Annotated in this window: 18 protein-coding genes; 10 read left to right on the forward strand and 8 right to left on the reverse strand. The window is 44.2% G+C overall.

Annotation, left to right across the window (positions count from 1 at the left end; translation table 11 throughout):
* Positions 1–7 precede the first annotated feature (7 nt).
* A complete protein-coding gene (gene pdxR, locus AC3CH3_RS16835) occupies positions 8–1,468 on the reverse strand; it encodes a MocR-like pyridoxine biosynthesis transcription factor PdxR (RefSeq protein WP_488538759.1) in 1,461 nt (486 codons plus the stop codon).
* 90 nt (positions 1,469–1,558) lie between these two features.
* On the opposite strand from pdxR, the gene AC3CH3_RS16840 reads away from it, so the two are divergent.
* Both AC3CH3_RS16840 and AC3CH3_RS16845 read left to right on the forward strand, forming a co-directional pair.
* Positions 1,559–2,218 (forward strand): pyridoxamine 5'-phosphate oxidase family protein, encoded by a 660-nt coding sequence (locus AC3CH3_RS16840; protein ID WP_019823398.1) that lies wholly within the window; start codon positions 1,559–1,561, stop codon positions 2,216–2,218.
* Positions 2,219–2,298: 80 nt separating this feature from the next.
* Entirely contained in the window at positions 2,299–3,243 is a 945-nt protein-coding gene (locus AC3CH3_RS16845) for an urea transporter (RefSeq protein WP_029405525.1), read from the forward strand.
* A gap of 6 nt (positions 3,244–3,249) precedes the next feature.
* Here AC3CH3_RS16845 and AC3CH3_RS16850 read toward each other — a convergent pair whose 3' ends face one another.
* On the reverse strand, positions 3,250–4,257 hold the full coding sequence (locus AC3CH3_RS16850; protein WP_019823394.1) for an AraC family transcriptional regulator: 1,008 nt from the start codon (positions 4,255–4,257) through the stop codon (positions 3,250–3,252).
* Positions 4,258–4,390: 133 nt separating this feature from the next.
* Here AC3CH3_RS16850 and AC3CH3_RS16855 point away from each other — a divergent pair, with 133 nt between their 5' ends.
* The 6 genes from AC3CH3_RS16855 to AC3CH3_RS16880 all read left to right on the forward strand — a co-directional run bounded on the left by AC3CH3_RS16855 (position 4,391) and on the right by AC3CH3_RS16880 (position 11,105).
* Positions 4,391–4,741 carry a hypothetical protein gene (locus AC3CH3_RS16855; protein ID WP_019823392.1) on the forward strand — a complete coding sequence of 117 codons (351 nt, stop codon included), beginning with the start codon at positions 4,391–4,393 and terminating at the stop codon, positions 4,739–4,741.
* On the forward strand, positions 4,735–5,958 hold the full coding sequence (locus AC3CH3_RS16860; protein WP_019823390.1) for an HlyD family secretion protein: 1,224 nt from the start codon (positions 4,735–4,737) through the stop codon (positions 5,956–5,958). Before AC3CH3_RS16855 ends, AC3CH3_RS16860 begins: the two co-directional genes overlap by 7 nt.
* A gap of 679 nt (positions 5,959–6,637) precedes the next feature.
* Positions 6,638–7,876, forward strand: coding sequence for a cytosine permease (gene codB, locus AC3CH3_RS16865; protein ID WP_032548041.1), 1,239 nt, complete (start codon positions 6,638–6,640; stop codon positions 7,874–7,876).
* A 9-nt stretch (positions 7,877–7,885) separates the two neighbouring features.
* Positions 7,886–9,163, forward strand: a complete 1,278-nt coding sequence (locus AC3CH3_RS16870; protein ID WP_488538760.1) for a cytosine deaminase — start codon at positions 7,886–7,888, stop codon at positions 9,161–9,163.
* 358 nt (positions 9,164–9,521) lie between these two features.
* Entirely contained in the window at positions 9,522–9,734 is a 213-nt protein-coding gene (gene cspE, locus AC3CH3_RS16875) for a transcription antiterminator/RNA stability regulator CspE (protein ID WP_004740083.1), read from the forward strand.
* Positions 9,735–10,088: 354 nt separating this feature from the next.
* Positions 10,089–11,105 (forward strand): GGDEF domain-containing protein, encoded by a 1,017-nt coding sequence (locus AC3CH3_RS16880; RefSeq protein WP_248383965.1) that lies wholly within the window; start codon positions 10,089–10,091, stop codon positions 11,103–11,105.
* A 127-nt stretch (positions 11,106–11,232) separates the two neighbouring features.
* Here AC3CH3_RS16880 and AC3CH3_RS16885 read toward each other — a convergent pair whose 3' ends face one another.
* Positions 11,233–11,829 carry an aldolase/citrate lyase/malate synthase family protein gene (locus tag AC3CH3_RS16885; protein ID WP_488538761.1) on the reverse strand — a complete coding sequence of 199 codons (597 nt, stop codon included), beginning with the start codon at positions 11,827–11,829 and terminating at the stop codon, positions 11,233–11,235.
* A gap of 169 nt (positions 11,830–11,998) precedes the next feature.
* On the opposite strand from AC3CH3_RS16885, the gene AC3CH3_RS16890 reads away from it, so the two are divergent.
* Positions 11,999–13,528, forward strand: coding sequence for a DUF3612 domain-containing protein (locus tag AC3CH3_RS16890; protein WP_019823380.1), 1,530 nt, complete (start codon positions 11,999–12,001; stop codon positions 13,526–13,528).
* 567 nt (positions 13,529–14,095) lie between these two features.
* Here AC3CH3_RS16890 and AC3CH3_RS16895 read toward each other — a convergent pair.
* Together AC3CH3_RS16895 and AC3CH3_RS16900 are read right to left on the reverse strand one after the other, a co-directional pair.
* The gene (locus AC3CH3_RS16895) at positions 14,096–15,736 is read right to left on the reverse strand and encodes a DEAD/DEAH box helicase (RefSeq protein ID WP_488538762.1); all 1,641 of its coding nucleotides are present in this window, start codon (positions 15,734–15,736) and stop codon (positions 14,096–14,098) included.
* A gap of 163 nt (positions 15,737–15,899) precedes the next feature.
* Positions 15,900–17,255: a diguanylate cyclase domain-containing protein gene (locus tag AC3CH3_RS16900; protein ID WP_488538763.1), complete on the reverse strand. Its 1,356-nt coding sequence runs from the start codon at positions 17,253–17,255 to the stop codon at positions 15,900–15,902.
* Positions 17,256–17,538: 283 nt separating this feature from the next.
* Here AC3CH3_RS16900 and AC3CH3_RS16905 point away from each other — a divergent pair, with 283 nt between their 5' ends.
* On the forward strand, positions 17,539–18,687 hold the full coding sequence (locus AC3CH3_RS16905) for a DUF3541 domain-containing protein (protein WP_488538764.1): 1,149 nt from the start codon (positions 17,539–17,541) through the stop codon (positions 18,685–18,687).
* 109 nt (positions 18,688–18,796) lie between these two features.
* Here AC3CH3_RS16905 and AC3CH3_RS16910 read toward each other — a convergent pair whose 3' ends face one another.
* The 3 genes from AC3CH3_RS16910 to AC3CH3_RS16920 all read right to left on the reverse strand — a co-directional run bounded on the left by AC3CH3_RS16910 (position 18,797) and on the right by AC3CH3_RS16920 (position 21,278).
* Positions 18,797–19,414, reverse strand: a complete 618-nt coding sequence (locus tag AC3CH3_RS16910; RefSeq protein ID WP_488538765.1) for a class I SAM-dependent methyltransferase — start codon at positions 19,412–19,414, stop codon at positions 18,797–18,799.
* Between the two features lie 45 nt (positions 19,415–19,459).
* Positions 19,460–19,729 carry a hypothetical protein gene (locus AC3CH3_RS16915; protein ID WP_017064869.1) on the reverse strand — a complete coding sequence of 90 codons (270 nt, stop codon included), beginning with the start codon at positions 19,727–19,729 and terminating at the stop codon, positions 19,460–19,462.
* 340 nt (positions 19,730–20,069) lie between these two features.
* On the reverse strand, positions 20,070–21,278 hold the full coding sequence (locus tag AC3CH3_RS16920; RefSeq protein ID WP_017066501.1) for a NupC/NupG family nucleoside CNT transporter: 1,209 nt from the start codon (positions 21,276–21,278) through the stop codon (positions 20,070–20,072).
* Between the last annotated feature and the right edge of the window lie 337 nt (positions 21,279–21,615).

The raw sequence follows: 21,615 nt of genomic DNA on the forward strand, positions 1-21,615 counted from the left end.
ACCAATATCACTGATAAAAAAGCCGAGCGATCTGTTTGATCTTCGGCTTTATCTCAGCCAAACGGATATTTCCAAACCCTAGCACCGCCCCACTCCAATCACGAGCATCACTTGATCCATATTCATAAAAATCAAACGGACGAATGATGATATTTTCAAGCTCAGCTCTACGACTCCATTCAGTTTCAGATATTCCATTGGACCACTTCACGGTCACATGTAGCCCCGCCGCTTGGCTGATCACTTCAAGATCACCGTTAAACTCGCTTTCAATCGCTTCTATCATGGTTTCATACTTGAGTTTGTATGACCGACGCATCTTTCTAATATGACGCAGCAAATCGCCTTCTCGAACAAAATCCGCCAAAGCTTCCTGCGTGTGGGACGCCGTGTCTCCCGTTAACGCGTCTTTGATCTCAAGACACTTCGCCACCAGACTTTCTGGCACCACTAAGTACCCTAATCGAAGGCCATTGAACATAACCTTACTCAGAGAGCCGACATAGATGATGCGATCATCGAACCCCAACTTTCCCGCTAACCCTTGCATGCTGGTATAAGGGCGATGAGCAAACTGGAACTCACTGTCATAGTCATCTTCAATGATCCATGACTGATGTTGATTGGCCCAGTCGATCAGTTTAAGGCGTTGTTCAGTATTTAAAGTCGTGCCCATTGGGTATTGGTTACTCGGTGTGACATACAGAGCCTTAGCATTACTGGCCAACACTTTCTCAATATCTAGCCCCACCTTTTCACGCACATTTACACCGTCTAACTCTAGTCTCAACAGATCGATAATTTTATGTACTTGTCGATAACCGGGTTCCTCTACAAGGATTTTGTCGCCCATCGTTAACGTTGCCATTAATCCGATTGAGATGGCTTGCTGCGCACCTGCGGTGATGATGATTCGGTCGGCACAACAATGAACTGAACGACTGCTTGCAAGATACCCGCTCAATGCTTCCCTCAAGGCCAAGCTTCCCTGAACCTCTTGATTACCCGCAATGTTCTGACGTGTAGAATGGCGTTGCAGCAGCCTCTGCCATTTCGCAAACGGGAATGCATCCAGATCAGGGACACCCGGCGCAAAACTTCGGTTAATGTCATTGGGGGTCACTCTTGCGCCACTTGGTGTATCAGCCTCTGTACTCAAGTCATGTGAACTCTGAATATGGCTCGACTGAGACAAACTGAGAAAATGCTCCGGCTGTTCAACCGACACGTAAAAGCCTGAGCCTTGTCTGCTCTCGATGTAGCCTTCCGTGACCAACTGTTCGTACGCATAGATCACCGTATTTCGGCTTACCGACAGTTCTACGGCCAACTTACGTGTTGAGGGTAACTTACTGCCTTTGCTCCATAAATCTCGAACGATCTTCTCTCGGATCGCATGAAACAAGGCGGTTTGGCGCGTGTCGTTTTGTCCATCTAACTGTAGGTCACCGACATCAATAGGCTGCATAACTGGATCCAAGTAGTGTTTAAAAGTGGCTCTATTTAATAGACCAGTTAATCGCTACATTGATCAAAAGGCAATGATTAAGGAGCGATTATGTTATCTAACACGAAAAGAACCACGATTAAGAAAGGGGCTCACAAAGCCGTATTTGAACAAGAGAAACTGCATCAGATCATTGATGAAAGCTTAATCGCACACATCGCATTGCAAGGCGAACACGGCCCGATGGTTATCCCTATGCTTGCTTGGCGAGTGGATGACATGGTCTATATTCATGGCGCCAAAAACAGCCGCTTGCTGAAGGGCTTAAAGAAAGGAGAACCAACCTGTTTAACGTTCACTCTGTTCGATGGTTGGGTGTTGGCTCGTTCTGCATTCCATCACAGTGCTCACTATCGTTCTGCAGTGGTACTCGGCTCTTTTTCAGTCATTGATGACAACCAAGAAAAGGATCGCTTGTTGAACATCTTCATTGAGCAGATAGCACCGGGAAGAACCGATGAGGTTAGGCTGAGTAACGAAAAAGAGCTCACCGCCACCGAGTTATTGGCGATTCCACTAACCGAAGCATCGGTAAAAATTGGAAAGCATGGTGTGAATGATGACAAAGCTGATATGGACGTTCCCGTTTGGGCAGGCGTATTGCCTTACCGAACCGTTGTTGGGCCACTAGAAACAGTACCAGAACAGGAAGGAATCATTGAAAAGCCAGATTACCAACAAGCCTATGGTGAACGTTGGTATCAGAATTAACACACGAAGATGGTCAACCAAGAATAGTTGTATACAATCTGGCGTATCAAAAATTTAACATAATGAAATTCTGTCGCCAGATGATGAACACAAATAAGGACACTCTTCCACTTCAAGGCTTGCTCAATGGTATTGGGCAAGTCTATTTCACACCATCTGTCGTAACATCCCTTCTGTTATTGTTAGCTATCTCTATTGAATCCATTCCACTGGCTTGTCTTACTTTACTTGGTGCCAGTTGCAGTTACACATTAGCTCGCTTTATCCATAACAGTGTTAACACCAACAGCATTAACACCAACAGAAAAACAACTCATGATCTTAATAGTGGTATGTATGCCTTAAATGGCGCACTGATCGGGTTGTTCATTGGTAACTTCTTTGGAGTCACCCCAATACTAGCTGTTGTGACGGTCTTCGGTGCCCTACTCACCGTTCCAATCGCTAAGATAGTGTTTAGCTTTAAAAAGTACCGCGGTTACACCAGTGCCTTTGTTATCACCTCTTGGGGAATTTATGTTGTCCAGTCAACCTTCGAGCTTTCTGCATTTTCAACATCCAGCATTGCGTTAATGCCACTCATTGATATCGGTACAGATGCAGAAACCGACTTACCAACGTTTGTGGTGACCATGCTAAAAGGGATCAGCCAAGTCAGCTTTATCAATAATGAATTGTCCGGATTGGTTATCTTGGTCGCAATCGCACTGTACAGCATAAAGCACGCTGTTTGGATGCTGCTTGCGGTGTTGATCAGTACCCTATTTAGCTCTCTGATTAGTGCTGACAACGAACTGATCAAGCAAGGTCTTTATGGTTACAACGCGATTCTTGCAACCTTAGCTTTGGTGCTTTGCCCAAGAATAGCTTGGCCATTCGTCATCTTAGGTATTCTGTTGAGTTGCCTTATTACTCTAGGCTTTCACACCTTGGCACTGCTGCCATTAACAGCACCTTTCATTCTAAGCACTTGGGCTGCGGTTTACTTATCAGGCTTATTACAAAAGCGAAGCTTGGCCTATTAAAATAACCTATAGATCCGTCCAAAATCGTTCAACATATTGCTTAGGCGTTAAGCCACGGTGCTTTTTAAACATTCGATTAAAGCTTGCCACATTGGTGTAGCCTAAACGTTTCGCGACCTCTTCGACCGGGAGTTTATAGCTCAACAGTTCCACTGCCACATTGCTCAGTGCATAACCCATGATGGTTGAAAAGTTGACGCCCAACTTATGCAAACGGCGTTGAAACTGCTGCTCAGAAAGCCCTAATAAACTGGATACTTTATGTAACGTAGGAAGGCCAAAGTGACGACTATAGTTGATCATCTCATAGGTCACCTTATGTTCATCACCTGCATCTGGCATGTTGAGGTAATTGTCTAAATCATGAAAATTCATCGCCAAACCCATTTTACCGACGCTTGGTGATTGATTAATCGATAACCTCGACTTACTAGGAATCCAAACCTCTGTACGTGGTTGTCCCCACTGGATATTGCACCCAAAGTACTCGTGATAAAGCTCAGTATTCTCACGATAGCCTGCAATGGATACGGCTGCTGGCTTGAAGTCGGGCCCTAGGTAACGCCTTAGGATCTTCATCATAAAAATCGCGATACGCACGGAATCGTGTACTTTTCCAACCTCAGAATACTCAGGGTTGTCATAACACCATTTAATGAGTGTCCCAACTTGCGCGCCATATAAGAAAGCCCCCGACTGTAAACAGTGCAACCCGATATTGACTCGACGAATCGTAGAAGCAAGGTCATGACCAGAGAAAAACCAGTTCGCAAGTGGCCCTAACTTTTCAATATCCACCCTATCAGCCAGCTTCAAAATAATGTCGGGATCGCGGGTTTTCTGTTCGAGTAAGCCATACCATTGGTCCACTTCATTCACTGGAATCAGGTTCATCGCGTTAGCAAATACTGACTTTGGAATGCCCAAAGAGTCCATATCTAAGTCACGATTGGCCGCTGCATACTGATATACACCTAAAATTCCTAATGCTCTTAGGAAGTTACAATTGTTCATTTGCGACTACGCCTAGAAATCCAAATTACAGATCAAATCATATAAAACTCATTATTAAAGTAATTAGTAAATTTGCAACCTATAAATCTGATATCAATCACACTCGGTGCTCAATTTAACCTAGGGTTTGTCAATGAGTTTACTTAGTGTCCCATTTGTCGGAACAGGCGCAGATACTGCACTACACGTAGTGGCTGGCGTAGTTTTGGTCGCAACCATCGCGGCAGCATGTTACGGGTTCTGGCGTGTGCATGAATTACCAATCAATAAAGCTCACAGTAAAGATCATCACCAGCTCGGTTTGATTACCGCATTAACATGGATTGGCTTCGTATGGCACTGGGTATGGGTACTCGCAGTAATCTTGGCATTTGTTGATATGGAAAAAGCCATCATCAACCTAAGAGATACATGGAAATCTCCAGCTGCACCGAAGGAACAGTCGACGACCGACAAGCAAGATGAGGAGAGCCAAGCATGTTAGAAGGCTTAGCCATTTGGGCACTGTTCATTTATTTACTCAGACTGGTTGGTATGCCTTGGAATAAAGGCACCAAAGCGTTTGCGTACCTCGGTGGCACATCTTGGTTGTTGTTTGTGTGGGTAGGCCTACTCAACTTTACTCCGATGGATTTATCGGGCGGTTCGGTTGTTCAGTCTCCGCACATTCAATTGCGTCCAGACTCAACCAATGTGTCGGGTAAAACAACGAAAGTCCATATCCATCCCAACCAAGATGTGGCTGAAGGACAACTGATTTATGAGATTGACGACACCAAATATGTGATTGCAAGAGACAAAGCAAGTGTTCAACTTGAGTCAACTGAGGTCGCGTTAGACACAGCTCGTCAAGAAGTCAGCATTGCTAAAGTAAGCTATCGCTCAGCGCTAGAGGACATCAAAGCTTCAATTGCACAAATAGAGTCAGCGAAAACCGACTTAGTACTGCAATCTAAAACGCTTGATCGTTACCAGAAACAAAACAGTGTCGTACAACACACGATCACCGAAACTGACATCGACCAACAAACAGCAAAGGTAGATTTAGCGACTCACAATGTGACTACGCTGGAATCTCAACTGAGCAAGAAAGAAGTCGATGCAGAAAATGCGAAGCTCGACATTCACAAAGCCGAAACTAACGTTAGTAAAAAGCAAACAGAGGTGGATTCAGCGAAGGCAACATTGGCTCAAGCACAATGGGATCTTAACAGTACTAAAGTCACCGCTCCTACAGATGGCTTTGTGACTAACTTTATTCTTCGTGAAGGTCAGCGCGTTTCAATGATGCCTCGTATTCAAATGTACACTGAAGAGAAGTACGTGTTGATGCGAGTAAACCACCAAGCGATTCGTAACATCAAAGTAGGTCAACCTGCAGAATTTGCGACGGCGGTTTACCCTGGCAAGATATTCTCGGCAACCGTAGAAGGCATTGTCGAGGCGACGGGTGAGGCACAGGCGAGCTTACTCGGTATCGATGAACAGGTGCGTGTCACCACAGGTCGAAACCTTCAGAACAAGCACCACTTTGTTCGTTTAAAAATTGATGAGGCAGAGGGTTACGATATTCCTGTTGGCTCTGTCGGATTAGCGTGGGTAAGCGGTGAGAAGCCTATCAGCTTTATGGCGTTCCTAGACGTAATACGCGGGATCATCATTAGAATGAAGTCTCAACTGTACTTCTTCTACTCCATCTAATACCCCCCACTGGTGAAGCTATACCCAAGCCCGTGCGCTCTTAGATCGCACGGGCTTTTTGTTTATTTCACCATTCGTGCCAGAAAGAACACAAACCCGAAAAACGAATAAACACTCTAAAGTTGCAAATCGCAATTGCATTTTGCAATCTGGCACTGCCAAAACGCAAATTAAGCGCTCAAATACGCACCAGATTGCTATAAAACTGCCGTTTTACGTGGTTTTAAAAGTTGGCACACTAACTGCAATGTATATATTGACCCTTCTTAAGCCGAGGGTCACCTAGCCAACTGACGTTGTTAGTGAACCTATTCTTGTTCACAAAATATATAGGCCAATTGCGATTATTGCGATTGGCTATTTTTTTGCCTGCAGTTTGGCCAACCGCCCTCTTTTTCGATACAGACACCCATTCAGACGTATAATAATAAGCATTCATAGCCAACCAAGAACAGCAGATAACTAACCCGTTATAGAAAACGTTTTCTATTTATTTTTTTAAAATAAAGGCAGAAAATAATCCTATGTTTTACAAGACAATTACTGCAATAACTGGTTTTTAGGGGCCCTTATTGACAAAATTAGCATTGACTATGTTATTTATATCACCATAATGCGCACGTTTGCCTGCAATACGGCGACCGTTAATTTTAATTTTGATCATTTGCGGAGGTAAAAAATGGCTGCTGATAATAACTACAGTCTAGGGCCGGTTCCTACATCGGCTAGGAAAGGAGTCGCTTCACTCACCATGGTAATGCTTGGACTCACTTTCTTCTCTGCAAGTATGTGGACAGGTGGTTCACTCGGGACAGGTCTTTCATTCAACGATTTCTTCCTCGCCGTTCTCATCGGTAACCTAATCCTCGGTATTTACACTTCTTTTCTTGGCTACATCGGCTCATCTACTGGCCTCTCTACCCACCTTCTTGCTCGTTTCTCTTTCGGTACTAAAGGCTCATGGCTTCCTTCTGCTTTACTTGGTGGTACACAAGTCGGTTGGTTTGGTGTGGGTGTTGCGATGTTTGCTATTCCAGTACAAAAAGCAACGGGCATTGATACCAACACTTTGATTATTGTGTCAGGCCTGTTGATGACAGGTACGGTGTACTTCGGTATTAAAGCGCTAATGGTGCTTTCAGCGATTGCGGTTCCAGCGATTGCAATTCTAGGTGGTTACTCAGTATTGACTGCGGTAGACAGCGTTGGCGGACTAGAACAGCTACAACTGATTAAGCCAGAAACTCCAATGGACTTTTCAATGGCCTTAGCAATGGTTGTAGGTTCATTTGTTAGTGCAGGTACGCTAACGGCCGATTTTGTTCGCTTTGGTAAAAAGCCAGCGAGCGCAGTATTAATCACAATGGTTGCATTCTTCATCGGTAACTCGCTGATGTTTATCTTTGGCGCAGCCGGTGCAGCAGCAACAGGCCAATCAGACATTTCAGATGTGATGATTGCACAAGGACTACTGCTTCCAGCAATCATCGTTCTTGGCTTGAACATCTGGACAACCAATGAAAACGCACTTTATGCATCTGGCCTTGGTTTATCTAACATCACTGGTCGCTCAAGTACTACAATGTCTATCATTAACGGCATTATCGGTACGATTTTCGCACTTTGGTTATACAACAACTTCGTTGGTTGGTTAACCTTCCTTTCGCTGGCGATTCCACCAATTGGTGGCGTAATCATCGCCGACTTCTTCGCGAACCGTAAACGTTACAAAGATTTTGCAAATGCAGAGTTCCAAACAGTTAACTGGGCTGGCATTATCGCGGTAGCAACAGGCGTAGCCGCTGGTCACTTCCTACCTGGCGTTGTTCCTTTGAACGCAGTGTTAGGTGGTGCAATCAGTTACCTCGTGCTTAATCCTCTATTGAACAAAAAAGCTCTGAAATCTCAGGCCGCTTAAGGACACACTATGACAACCTTATTAATCAAGAACGCGAAACTTCAAGACCAAGAGGGCTTGAAACAGATTCTGATTGAAAATGGTCAATTTTCTCGCATTCTCGATAATGACGTGCAAATCAATCATCAAGGCGACATCCTTGATGCTGAAGGTGGCATTGCAGTTACTCCTTTCTGTGAACCGCACATCCACCTTGATACTACTCAAACTGCTGGTGAGCCTAACTGGAACATCTCTGGCACTTTGTTTGAAGGTATTGAGCGTTGGGCTGAGCGTAAAGAACTGCTATCAATCGAAGACGTAAAGTCTCGTGCCAAGCAAACATTGAAATGGCAGATAGCTAACGGTGTTCAACACGTTCGTACACACGTTGATGTGTCTGACCCAACACTCGTTGCGTTAAGAGCGATGGTTGAAGTTCGTGAAGAGATGAAAGAGTGGGTCGACATCCAGATCGTTGCATTCCCTCAAGAAGGCATTCTTTCATACCCTAACGGTAAAGAGTTGCTTGAAGAAGCAGTGAAGATCGGCGCTGACGTTATCGGTGCTATCCCTCACTTCGAATTCACTCGTGAATACGGTGTTGAATCTCTGCATTACGTGTTCGAGCTTGCACGCAAGTACGACTGTCTGATCGACGTTCACTGTGATGAAATCGACGACGAACAATCTCGCTTTGTGGAAACATTAGCAGCCCTTGCTCATAAGTTTGAAATGGGCGAGAAAGTAACTGCTAGCCACACCACTGCAATGGGTTCGTACAACGGTGCTTACGCATCTCGCCTGTTCCGTCTATTGAAGATGTCAGGTATCAACTTCGTGGCAAACCCGCTAGTGAACATTCACTTACAGGGCCGTTTCGACGATTACCCGAAACGCCGCGGTGTAACGCGCGTTAAAGAGATGCTAGCAGCAGACATCAACGTTTGTTTTGGCCACGATGATGTGTTTGACCCATGGTACCCACTGGGCACAGCGAACATGCTTCAAGTTCTGCACATGGGACTCCATGTGACACAGGTGATGGGCTACGACCAAATCAACAACTCACTTGATTTAATCAGCAAGAACTCTGCTCGCACATTGAACATCCAAGACAACTTCGGCATCGAAGAAGGTAAGCCAGGTAGCTTGCTGATTCTTCCTGCTGACAATGGCTTTGATGCAGTGCGCCGCCAAGTACCAGTGCAGTACTCAATACGCCACGGTAAGGTGATTGCAGAGACTCAACCAGCGAAAACAAAAATAAATTTAGATCAAACTGAAGATATCAACTTTAAGCGTTAATATCGTCTATACTAATGATCAAAAGGAAGCTGAGATGCTTCCTTTTGTTGTGTTGGACGAAGCGACAAAACTATCACTAAATCAGTGTAAATCTTGTACATTCGCACGGTATGACAAAAAAAGCACAAATTTCTAAAGCAATGCGTGTACATCTCAAAAGACTGTGTTACCATGCTCTCGCTCTGTTAGCCGGAGTTATTTAAGTTAGATGAATAGTAAAAAATTGACATGTAAAATCGTTACCCGTTTTTGTAAGTAGTTTTTCCTTATTTCTTAGCAATATTAAATAATTCAATTATCAGCGCATTGCATTAAATGCAATCAACAACTTAGAAAATTTATGAATAAGGGACAAATTATGTCTAACACAAATACTGGCACTGTAAAATGGTTTAACGAAGAGAAAGGTTTCGGCTTCATTTCTCAAGACAACGGCGGCGCTGACGTATTCGTACACTTCCGTGCAATCGTTTCTGAAGGCTTCAAAACTCTGAAAGAAGGCCAAAAGGTTTCTTTCGAAGTTGAAAACGGTCAAAAAGGCCTACAAGCAGCAAACGTTGTTGCTCAATAATTAGCTCTTATAGCTAAAAAGAATTTTAAAGCGCTGATTTTTATCGGCGCTTTTTTATGCCTGCTTATAAACATTTCCCCTCTCGATACAAGCTTCCCCTAGACAACAACAGTCATTTCTCAGCAATGTTTTGATACGAACCCACTCTATTTCGAAAGTTTGATAAGCCCAAATATGGTTAAAGAACAATCCATTAGATTACACTTATGAATACGCAATCGATATTCATAATAAAAATGAGTCATTTATCCAATCCTCATCCACTAATCATATAATTTTTAAAGCAAAGACGTTCGAAATCCGCTAACCTTGTTCGCAAGTGGCTTAGTTGTTTTGGTATCTGCAGTAAAAATAATGAACAAAGACGAATTTCAGAAATCCACCGCAAATCTAAAAAAAGCGGTGCCTCTTATGATGAAGAACAGGGTGTCAACGACACCTGCAAATTACGCACTTTGGTACACCTATGTCGATAACGCTATTCCCCAGCTGACTCAAGACATGGATGGTGTTTTAGAACACTACGGTATTTGTCCTCCTGCCGTTGGTGAGCAGCTATACAACAATTATGTTGCCAGCAAATCCGAAACCAATATCAATGACCTTCGCGCTAATTTGGAACTGTTAGTTTCTGAAGTTTCCAATTCAATGAATGACACCCTGACCGACACCTCCGCTTTTTCTGACATGATCGATAAAAGCTTCGAGGACTTGGCTCGTGTTGATAATGAAAGGCTATCTATTGATGAAGTCATGTCCTTAGTTCGACAGCTGGTGTCTGAATCCCGTCATATTCGTCACTCTACTCAGTTTTTAAACTCTCAGCTAAACTCTGCAACCTCAGAGATCACCAAGCTGAAAACTCAATTGGTAGAAGTGCAGAAAGATGCGCTCTTCGATAGTACAACCACACTCTATAACCGTCGCTCTTTCGACCGTGACATAGAAACCCTGTGTGAAGCACAACAATCTTTGTGTCTGATTCTTCTCGATATCGACCACTTTAAAAATTTCAACGACACCTATGGCCACTTGTTTGGCGATATGGTGCTTAAAGGGATCGCTCGCAAGCTGAAGTTAAGTTGCCGTGAAGGTATTTCTGCCTATCGATTTGGTGGTGAAGAGTTCGCGCTGATTGTGCCTAACAAGTCTTTGCGTATTGCTCGTCAACTCGCTGATACCAATCGTCGCTCTCTAGAAAAGCTGTCGATCAAAGATCGCCGCAGTGGTCAACAAGTCGGCAGTATCACTGCATCGTTTGGTGTCGCTGAACTTGAACCCGGTGAATCAGCTCAATCGCTGATCGAGCGTGCTGATAAGCTACTTTACGAAGCGAAATCACTTGGCCGTAACCGAGTCATGCCTTTGTAAAACACACCAACAATGCTCTTATCGACATATTAGTCGGCTCGTATTTAAACTAGAAAGCCCCAAAGACATTATCTTCGGGGCTTTTTCTTTAGTTGTGTAAATTGATTTAGCTACCTAGGTTTCACCGTTAGATCTGGAAGCAATAATTCAGGCAGTAGTCTTCACCACTCTTTGCTCTGAACTCTTTATCTTCACTGCATGCCTTTGGTTTACCCTTTGCGTCACCTTGAATCAAACTGATCCAGTGGCGCATCGCTGCAATGGTCTCTTCACGCATTGTGGTTGTTGCTTCCATTGGTGATTGGCCAAACGTGGTACATGATTCCAACTGAATATCATCAATTTCTACTAGCTCAATACAACCTGTCCCTTTATGGCAACCAAACATCACCTCTAGGTGACTGCCACTGCCATCTCGGAACAAGATAGAGTCTGGGTCGTTCTTCTCACCCATATAAGCTACAAACTGCTTAGGGTGCTTCAAACCGCTGTGCTGACCATCTTTAAAGTAAGCCATAATATGACGGTAATCGACTAGGTAGCTGGTTACGTCTTGATGCGAGCCATTCTCTAGTGGGAATAGTCGATCAAGCAGCTGCTTTGCTTTCACTTGCTTTTCAGTTTGCTGATTGGCACTGATTGTCTCCACGGCAAAGACAGCTTCAGCGATAAATGGCTTTGATTGTTTTTGGATTTCTGTTTTATCGAATGTAAGCATATTCATAGTCTTTCCCTCTTGACCAGTCCGGTGATAACCACCGATTTCTACAGCAAAAATGTGTCCTAGAGCAATTATTCCAAACTAACGTTTAATTTATTTGTCATTTTGTGAATTGCTTAGTTTGTAGATTAGCGCTTTTTTACATACAATTTCACAACAAAAATTTTACAATGTGAATTTTACAAATATGGCCTTGTCAAAAAGTTTAGTTCGTCAGTCACATTTCCTAGGTACGAAAATACGTAACCTAAGAAAACGTAACCATTTAACGATGGAAGATCTGTCTGCGCGTTGTATTAGGATCAACCCAGAATATGCACCTTCCGTTTCTTACCTTTCAATGATTGAACGGGGAAAGCGAGTTCCAAGTATCGATATGCTGGAAGTGATTGCACAGGTCTTTCAGAAGAATCCGACGTGGTTCCTCGATGACGAATCTGAACAACAAGCCATTGCTCCTGATAAAGGGAATCGTGGTGGGATAAGTGGCATGGCACTCGAGCCAAGCTTCCTTTTCTCCAACGACATCCTGCAAATTGCGATTCCTGAGATGCTGTCACAAACGGGCATTTCAGGCCGCCAGTTTGCTCACCTCTTGATTCGAGCACACCAAGAGAGCAATCAGAACCACTTCCCTGACCTTGAGCGCGCTGCGGAGGAAGTCGGCTTAAAACGTCTTAACCTCAGCGTCGAAGACCTGATAGACATCGCTAGAAGCCTAGGAATCAACATCCGCTGGGTAACGCGAACGCCGCAAGACGTCGTCGATGAGCTCGGAATTAACGCTAAGCAGTTAGTGACCTCCTTCTTTGAGCCTCCCGGTACAATCTTCTTAAACGAGATTCTTAAAGAGTATCCAACTCGTCTGAAATACGACCTTTCGGTTTATATCGGTCATTGCATTCTGCACAGCAAAGAAGGTCTAAAGAGTGTGTTGTCGGTCGGTAACAACAACACGTGGGACGACAACCAGGTATCGGGATCTTCACAGCTCAACTCCCAAGATATTCTTCAAGCATGGCGAGACTTTGAATCTAGCTTCTTTGCTGGCGCACTTCTGTGTCCGAAAGTTCCGTTTAGACAGCTACTCGACCGCACTGGTTACGAAATCGACGTTCACAAAAGAGCAGGGGTTTCCCCCTCTGTTGCGATGCGTCGAATGACTGTAGTATCGCCCTACCCTCACTGGCACTACTTTGATGCTTATGGGCCGGGGAAACTCAAGGCGGTATATCGCGGAAACGGGATTCCACTGCCTTGGGGAAATATGAGAACGGTCGCTGACCCATGTCAACATTGGGCTGTGTTCCGTCGATTATCAGAACCTCGAGCGGGAAGCTCGGCTCAAATCTCCATTTTGAACGTGGGTGATGAACCAAGAATCTACTGCTGTGAATCCATCAATATGACAGATCCTGCGGGTAACAATCGTGTGCTGTGTGCTGGTATAGATCTCAACCCTGCGATTGATGCTCAAGGCGGTAATTCAAGAGACATAGCAGAGCAGCTTAAAGCGTCATGCGTTAACAATGGTGGCTCTGTGGCAATTCCGCGTAACATCAAAAAAGATCTCACGACAATAGCCAAGATTCTAAATATAAATTGGATTGAACGTGGGATTGAGACAGAGGCGAGGCTTATCTGCTCCAGAGGTGGAGAATGCCCACGTCAACCAAGCTGTTATTCGAAGTGTGGTGAGTAAAAAGTAATAACAAAAAATAGAACCTAAAATTCAGGCAAAAAAAAACCAATCACAAAACGGGTGATTGGTCATATATTTTGTGTGAACAAAAAAGGTTCACTAACAACGTCAGTTGGCTAGGTGACCCTCGGCTTAAGAAGGGTCACCACTACTAATGCAGCATACGTGCCAACTTTTAAAACACGTATTTACTACGCATCTGGACACGTATTAGCCTGATATCCTTGTTTGTTTTGCAAACTGGAATTGCAAATTGCGAAATTCAACAAAAACGCTAGTGATTATGTTGTTATTAATAAATCATTAAAGATTCATTACACTTCCCCGAAATGCCATATTTCCCTTAGATTCAATCACTTTAAACAAGCAATAAACCTCTCCTAGGTTACTCAACATAAACGGCTACTCAACATACACAACACCCTAAACAACGCCCATAAAAAAACGCGAACATTGAAATTCAATATTCGCGCTTATTTGAATTAGATAGTAGAAATTAACTAATCAACGAGAACTCTCCTTTGAGACATTCTCGTTATTCGACCTCTATGGTCTATCGAATAGACTCTACTTCTGAGGAGTTGGCTTAGAGCGGCCTCTCGACGGTGAAGGCTTGTTGCCTGTCGGCTTATTTGACGACTTGCTTGGGCCGTAACTACCGCCGTAACCAGACTTCTTCGGCTTACCTGCAGGTTTACCCGCGTTGTTTGGCTTACCAGTACCGTTAGATTTACCCGCACCGCTTGGTTTGCTCAGAGTGTTCTGAGAATCCGCGTTATTTGCAGCAGGTTTATTGCCCGCACTACCGCGCTTAAAGTTGCTACCGTTGTTTCTTACTGATTTATCTTCACCTGTCGCAGCTGAGTTGTTTTCAGCCGGTTTCTTTCCTGATGTTGGCTTACGTTTTGGCGCTGAGCCATTGCCAGCTACATGACGCTTGTTCTTACCTGCTGGCTTGTGCCCGCGAGCGTTATCACCAGAGCGTTGACCATCAGCATGCTCACGTGGCTGTTTTGCTTTCTTCGGTTTCTTAGGCTTGATTGGACGTGAATCCAAGCGAGACTCAGGTAACTTGTTTACTGGAGAGAAACCTTCCAGTTCACGACGCTCTAGCACTTGTTGAATAAGACGCTCGATACCAAACAGTTCACCCACTTCATCCGCACAAACCAATGAAATCGCTTTGCCTACTTCACCAGCACGGCCAGTACGACCGATACGGTGTACATAGTCTTCTGATACATGAGGAAGATCGAAGTTAACTACTTGAGGCAGTTGCGGGATATCGATACCACGAGCGGCGATATCAGTTGCAACAAGTACTCGTACCTTACCTGTTTTGAAGTTCTCTAAGGCTTTAGTACGTGCACCTTGGCTCTTATTACCATGGATAGGTGCCGCAGTGATGTCTTGCTCTTCAAGGAAGCGAGCAAGCTTGTTAGCACCGTGTTTCGTCTTACTGAACACCAACACTTGTCGCCAATCGTTATCTTTGATTAGCTTCGCTAGCATTGCGCTCTTTTTCTTTTTGTCTACTGGGTAGATGCTTTGCTCAACCGTTTTTGCCGTTGAGTTTGCAGGGCTTACTGAAATCTCAACAGGATTGTTCACCAAGCCTTTCGCTAAGCTGCGGATATCATCAGAGAACGTCGCTGAGAACAGTAGGTTCTGACGCTTCTTAGGCAAGAAAGCTAAGATCTTACGGATATCGCGGATGAAACCCATGTCTAGCATGCGGTCCGCTTCATCTAACACTAGGATTTCTAGTTGGTCAAAACGCACTGCATTTTGGTTGTATAGGTCAAGTAGACGACCAGGTGTTGCCACCAACACGTCACTACCTTTACGCAGTTTTTGCATCTGAGGGTTAATCTTCACACCACCAAACACTACCGTCGAAGTCAGCGGTAAGTTAATACCGTACTTCACTACGCTGCCATTCACTTGCGCAGCAAGCTCACGAGTTGGCGTTAGCACGAGCGCACGAACTTGGTTCTGACGTACGCGAGTACCTTTCGATAACATTTCAAGAATAGGTAGCGTGAAGCCTGCAGTTTTACCTGTACCTGTTTGAGCAGCGGCCATAACATCTTTGCCCGTTAGGACAGCTGGCACGGCTTTCTCTTGTATTGGTGATGGCTTATCGTAACCTTGTGCTTCAATAGCTTTAAGGATCGGTTCAGAAAGGCCAAGGGAGGTAAAACTCATAGATTATTTTCTCAGTTGAATAACATTTAGTATGAGCAACACGTTAAAAAGTGCGTTGCTTCAGCTTTTGCTCATCAAATACATTGATACGGAGCAAAGCGCGGTATTCTGAGGCTTTTCCCCCCATTCAGCAACTAAATTCTAATCGCAGCTAAAATTCAACCTAGATAACTTGTCGCTTCTGTTCGTACATTTTTTCATCAGCGGCTTTCAAGAGCGCATCGACATTATTGTAGTTACTATTGTGAATAACCCAACCCACACTGATTCTGAGATAAATAGAGTGCGCTTCGTACACAACTGGCGCCGCGCACATCGCCTTTCGTAGTTTAGTCACGATCGACGATACGTGTTGATCATCAATGATGCGTGGCAATAAAACTAAGAACTCATCACCGCCTATCCTTGCGACGATATCTGAAACTCGTAGTTCACTCCTAATTCGGTTTGCACACTCGATCAATACCTGATCGCCAGCTGCATGACCATAAGTGTCATTGATCGCTTTAAACCCATCGAGGTCGATATTTACAACGGCAAACGTTCTCGATCGCTGTTTTTGAGTAGTTTTAAAGGCCTGCTTGAGGCTATACATGAAGTATCGACGATTCGGTAACATCGTTAGCTCATCATGCATTGAGCGGCTATCTGCAATGCGGTACAGGCGATAAATAGTAAAGAAGGCAAACGCCAGCACTATCATTATGGAATAACCTACTAGCCTTACCGCTTGGATTCGGTACCAAGGTTCATCCATTAATACATGTTCGTTACCAGAAAGAGCAAGGTACCAACCACCATATGGGAAACTTACCTGTTCGGTGGCAAACGCATTATCGAACACATCCTGAGTACCATAAAAGACAGCGCCATCTTTACCTGAACTGTTTTTACCACGTATCGCAAGTTGATACTTGTTCTCGATCTTCCCGATTCCGACATCTTCAAACAGCTCGTCTAAGCCAATAGCAGCGCTGGATACACCCCAGTAATCTTGATTGAAAGGCGGATCTCGGAAGATCGGAGTACGTGTAATAAGAGCTTGCCCTCCTTGAAACAGCTCAAAGGGACCCGCAATAAACGTATTGCCAAGATTACGAGCTATCTCTACAGACTCCCATTGGTTTGGGTGATCGCGATAATTAATACCTAGGACCTGCTCATTACCTTCCAGAGGGTAAACAAAATTTAGAATGTCGTCTTTGGCGAGTGCGATAAGTCGAATATGGAAGCCATCTTGAATGATATTCTCAGCAATCTTGTCCCAGTTTTTCACTTCACCATCAGGGTTAATGGTCACTAAAGTCGAGAAATTATTGAGGATATACATATCCGACACGATCGCGACTTCAATCCGAGAACGAATAATGGATAGTTGCTTTTTTGCCTCTGAATACGATTCGTTTTTAAGAAAAGTTAATTGCTTGGCGTGAAAAAACTCAATCGCGCCTACTATCGTAAGGAAAAAAAGAAAAGATACTATTTTGGCAGACCACTGCTTGCTAGAACCACTTGGCATTTACGAACCTCTAACACTTTTGTTCTATATACTGCCTTATAACGGCTCATTTCTGGCTTATTGCTCCAGTATGCCGCTAAGTCACTAAAAATCTATACTAACGTCTACTATCTATCAAATATTGTGCCATTCATCACTTCAGGCCTGTTAACTATACTAATTACTTAATCAAAAAGGGTTAGTAAACCTTATAAAGCTTACATTGTATTGACTCAAACCTTACATTAAAGGATTCATCGATGTTATTTTACATAGACTATTAATCAGCTTGGTACCTCACGACATGAAGCTAAAAACGATTACACTGTGCACATTACTATCGGCCTCAATTACGGTCGCTGTTCACGCACAAGAGAACGCTCTGGCGACAAATGTATCGAGTATTCAATCCCAAGCCGATTCGCTCAATTCTCAAGAACAATCTTTCAAGCAATCAGCTGACCTCATTCGCGCTACCTACGAAAGCCAACTTTACACCCTGCCTGCATTCAAAGAGGGTCACTACGGACTACGCATGTATCGCCAGACATTAGATGATAAGTATTCTGCTGCGGTATGGAGTGACATGGCACGAGTGGCAAGCAAGCTCAACGCCCTGTCGAATGACGTTCAAACCATGGAACAAATCGTACTCTACTCAGAAAAGCGCGTTGCATCTTATGTTGGCGATAGCGATGAGCGCAGTGTTCGACGCTACAACATCACCAAGCACATGCCAGAATACCTCTACCTTGGCGTTGATCTTCTTGGCTCTATGGCGCGTGCCAATGAGTACGGTTTAGAGCACAAAAACGATGCCAAGCTGCGCGAAATCATTCGTCGCTATGATTTCTCACGATACGTGACTAATGAAGACATGGTGAAAGCGTGGGCGGCTCAATTAGCTAATCAGGTATACTGGCTGCGCCAGCTAGGTGAACAGGATGTCGTTGATGATTTCGTCGATACCTTCAAGAAAGCGTACCCAGACGATAAAGATAAAAAGCTCTCAAGCCAGCAATTCGGCAACAAGATCTATGGTATGACACACGTCATCTTTGGCGATTCTGAATACTATCAGCATCAAGTAAGCGAACAAGATCATCAATGGATCTACGATTACTTTAGGGAAAATATCGATACGATTCTGCTTCGAGCGAAAGAAGATGTGATTGCCGAGGTTGGATTAATCTTCTTATTGGCAGGTTTAGAAGATGATCCAGTAGTAGAGAAAACTCGACTCGCGATTCAAGCATCTATCGATGAGAAACAAGGCATGATCCCTTCAATTGCTGGCGATTTTGACCTGGAGTATGGTGAACACCGCAACGTGCTTGCGATCATGTTGCTCGATTGGCAACAAGTGAACGAAGCACCGACGTTCAAGGGCAACCCAAAAGTATTTACAACGATTCCTTACGGGCTCATTGAAAACCAGCCATTGAGTAAATAGTTACACCTAACTGGGTCTCTATAGAACAAAATAGCCGCATACCCTTCGAGGCCTGCGGCTTTTTGATGTCTATTAATAATATATGTTCAAAACCGAGAACAGCCATCCATCAAGCTCCTGACACGGCTTTGTTCATCACTATCGTGAAATCCCCTTCTGCATAGCCCTCCATTAAATAGACATCATCGCAGAGCGTTTTACAGAAACGATAGACACCTTGAGGGTGATAACTCATCAAGGTATTACGCGAAGGATACTGGCTTGAGTCGAGAAGATTAAAAATCACCGTCTGATTCGCCAATTCATACATGCGAGTAATCATGTTTGTCAGATAATCCGAGTCGCGAGAGATATAATTCAATGAGCCACTGGCGATAACCACATCATGTGCTTCTAGGTTTATATTACTCATGTCACCCGCAATGAACTTGCAGCGAGCTTCCGTGTAGTTTTGCTTGGCCTGTTTTAGAAAATCGGCATGTTGATCAACGCCTGTGTATGATTGAATGTGGTAAATGCTATCGAGCAGTTCAAACAACTCTCCATAGCCACACCCCAGATCCAAAACACTCTTCTTCTCAAAATCAGTCGACCGTGCAATGACTTCAAAGCGACACAACTGGCTCTCTTCGCTAGTCCAACCTAAAGCTTTAGCCTTGTCGCCATTCGAGCGGTTAGTCTGTTTTCGATGATAGCGATACACCTTCCAACGATCGAGCCAGTGCATTCAAATCAGCCCTACTTCAATGAACATCAGCACACCTTGATAAGATTAAGCTTTAGAACTTGAAGAAAAGAGCCCACCAATTTTATAACCGATCGCATAGCAAACCACGGCAACAGTGACAAATACCAATGCCGAGAAGAAATACGCTACAGACGCTGCGACACCTGCCCCCCACACGACACTGAACACCAAACCGAGATAAGCCTCTTTTGGCCACTGGTAGATAGGAAACTGAGCGCCGCCAGCAATTAGGTAAACCATCGCAAACAAGCCAATGAAGGTAACAATAAGACCGATGAGAACGCGAATGTTCATGGAGAGACCCTTGGTTAATTTAATCTTGGTTGCCGTACTATTAGTCGGAACGGAATATTCTTAATCGAAACCGAGTGTTCTTAATAGAAACCGGATTTTCTTAATTGAAGCCGAATGCTATTAAACGCAACCTGATGATATTCAAGTATATCGGATAAAAGAACGTGGCTCTATTACTCTTCCGAGTGAGCTTTTACTCACTATAGACAAATCACAGTCGACAGCCAAAACCAGATTTAGCCTGATTAACAGGCACAAAAAAGCGGACCCCCTCCTCACGTTAACTCCGTAAGCAAGATATCCGCTTTTACTCAATTTAGGCGCTTTAGCTGAATCTAGCTTAAAGCAAGATGAAAATACCCGCTAAACATGCACTCATTAGGTTTGCTAGCGTACCAGCAGCTACCGCTTTCAAACCTAGGTTAGCAACTTCAGCACGACGCTCTGGCGCCATCACACCGATAGAACCCAGCTGAATCGCAATAGAGCCGATATTAGCAAAGCCACATAGAGCAAACGTCACAATCACTTGGCTGTGTTCAGATAGCAATGCTTTGTTCTCAACGAAGTCGATGAAAGCAACAAACTCGTTCATTACGATCTTCTGACCAATGTAAGAACCCGCCATCAATACTTCATCACTCGGGATACCGATCAGCCATGCTAGTGGTGAGAACAGGTAACCGAAGATAGCTTGCAGCGTAATACCCGCAAAACCAAACGTTTCACCTAAGCTTTCTAGGCCCGTGTTCACCATCGCAATCACACTCACGAATGCAATCAACATAGTACCAACGGCTACCGCTACCTTCATACCGTTCATTGCGCCGCTTGCCAGTGCATCGATCACGTTGCTTTGGTCAGCTTTATCGAGTTCGATATGATCGTAGTCACTTGGTGTGCTGCGCTCAGGAACAATGATCTTTGCCATTAACAGACTACCCGGAGCCGCCATAAAGCTTGCAGCGATAAGATATTTAAGCTCAACACCAAGGCCAGCATAACCACCAAGTACACTACCCGCTACCGACGCCATACCACCGGCCATTACAGCAAACAGTTCCGAACGAGTCATAGACTTTAAAAAGGGACGAATAAGGAGAGGAGACTCACCCTGAGAAAGGAAGATATTACCTGTAGCAACCAGAGATTCAGCTTTACTTGTACCCAGCAGTTTTTGCACCGCTCCGCCCAAGATTTGAATCACTTTTTGCATAACGCCTAAGTAATAAAGCGCAGAAATCAAAGCACTGAAGAAGATAATGATTGGAAGCACGCGAACCGCGAAAATGAAGCCTTCAGTAGCAAGGTCACCGAAAAGGAATGCGATACCAACGTCTGCAAAACCAAGCAGGCTAGAAACACCATTACTTAGGCTTGTTAGCGCCAATTGTCCCCATGGGAAATACAATACTAAGGCTGCAAATCCGATTTGAAGTAATAGTGCACGAGAGACCGTTTTCCAGTTAATTGAAGAACGACTTTCAGATAGCAGGTACGCGCAAGCAATCAGTGCAAGAACACCGACAAAACCAAATAGAATATTCATAATGTGTCCTAGTAATCCTTAAAGAGTGAGCATGAGCCAAGCAAATGACATCAAAGGAACAGGACAAAGAACCGCAAGCAAAACGCTACGCGATGAAGGAGCTAACAGGGTTAGCGAATGTAACAACGAGTTGTTCATGTAAAAAATCACCTTATACAAGCAGTGGAACGTAGCTGGTCCGGTCCGTGGGGTCATTCACATATCCATGTGACGGCTTGTATTGGCTAAGCACCGGCTTAAAACCGGAAAAGAAGTATAAACAGTTAAGTGAGACTTTCATCACATTTTTTGACGCAAACGATCGCGCGGTCAAGGATTAAGCAAAATACATTGTTTG

The sequence above is a fragment of the Vibrio sp. QJM3NY_35 genome (assembly GCF_057785915.1).

Bases quoted from the DNA above. Each gene is read 5' to 3' on its own strand.
- AC3CH3_RS16920 (WP_017066501.1), bottom strand. From the start codon at position 21,278: ATGAATATTCTATTTGGTTTTGTCGGTGTTCTTGCACTGATTGCTTGC.
- AC3CH3_RS16840 (WP_019823398.1), top strand. From the start codon at position 1,559: ATGTTATCTAACACGAAAAGAACCACGATTAAGAAAGGGGCTCACAAA.
- codB (WP_032548041.1), top strand. From the start codon at position 6,638: ATGGCTGCTGATAATAACTACAGTCTAGGGCCGGTTCCTACATCGGCT.
- AC3CH3_RS16855 (WP_019823392.1), top strand. From the start codon at position 4,391: ATGAGTTTACTTAGTGTCCCATTTGTCGGAACAGGCGCAGATACTGCA.
- AC3CH3_RS16880 (WP_248383965.1), top strand. From the start codon at position 10,089: ATGAACAAAGACGAATTTCAGAAATCCACCGCAAATCTAAAAAAAGCG.
- AC3CH3_RS16860 (WP_019823390.1), top strand. From the start codon at position 4,735: ATGTTAGAAGGCTTAGCCATTTGGGCACTGTTCATTTATTTACTCAGA.
- AC3CH3_RS16885 (WP_488538761.1), bottom strand. From the start codon at position 11,829: ATGAATATGCTTACATTCGATAAAACAGAAATCCAAAAACAATCAAAG.
- AC3CH3_RS16850 (WP_019823394.1), bottom strand. From the start codon at position 4,257: ATGAACAATTGTAACTTCCTAAGAGCATTAGGAATTTTAGGTGTATAT.
- cspE (WP_004740083.1), top strand. From the start codon at position 9,522: ATGTCTAACACAAATACTGGCACTGTAAAATGGTTTAACGAAGAGAAA.
- AC3CH3_RS16910 (WP_488538765.1), bottom strand. From the start codon at position 19,414: ATGCACTGGCTCGATCGTTGGAAGGTGTATCGCTATCATCGAAAACAG.
- AC3CH3_RS16845 (WP_029405525.1), top strand. From the start codon at position 2,299: ATGATGAACACAAATAAGGACACTCTTCCACTTCAAGGCTTGCTCAAT.
- pdxR (WP_488538759.1), bottom strand. From the start codon at position 1,468: ATGCAGCCTATTGATGTCGGTGACCTACAGTTAGATGGACAAAACGAC.
- AC3CH3_RS16915 (WP_017064869.1), bottom strand. From the start codon at position 19,729: ATGAACATTCGCGTTCTCATCGGTCTTATTGTTACCTTCATTGGCTTG.
- AC3CH3_RS16905 (WP_488538764.1), top strand. From the start codon at position 17,539: ATGAAGCTAAAAACGATTACACTGTGCACATTACTATCGGCCTCAATT.
- AC3CH3_RS16870 (WP_488538760.1), top strand. From the start codon at position 7,886: ATGACAACCTTATTAATCAAGAACGCGAAACTTCAAGACCAAGAGGGC.
- AC3CH3_RS16895 (WP_488538762.1), bottom strand. From the start codon at position 15,736: ATGAGTTTTACCTCCCTTGGCCTTTCTGAACCGATCCTTAAAGCTATT.
- AC3CH3_RS16900 (WP_488538763.1), bottom strand. From the start codon at position 17,255: ATGCCAAGTGGTTCTAGCAAGCAGTGGTCTGCCAAAATAGTATCTTTT.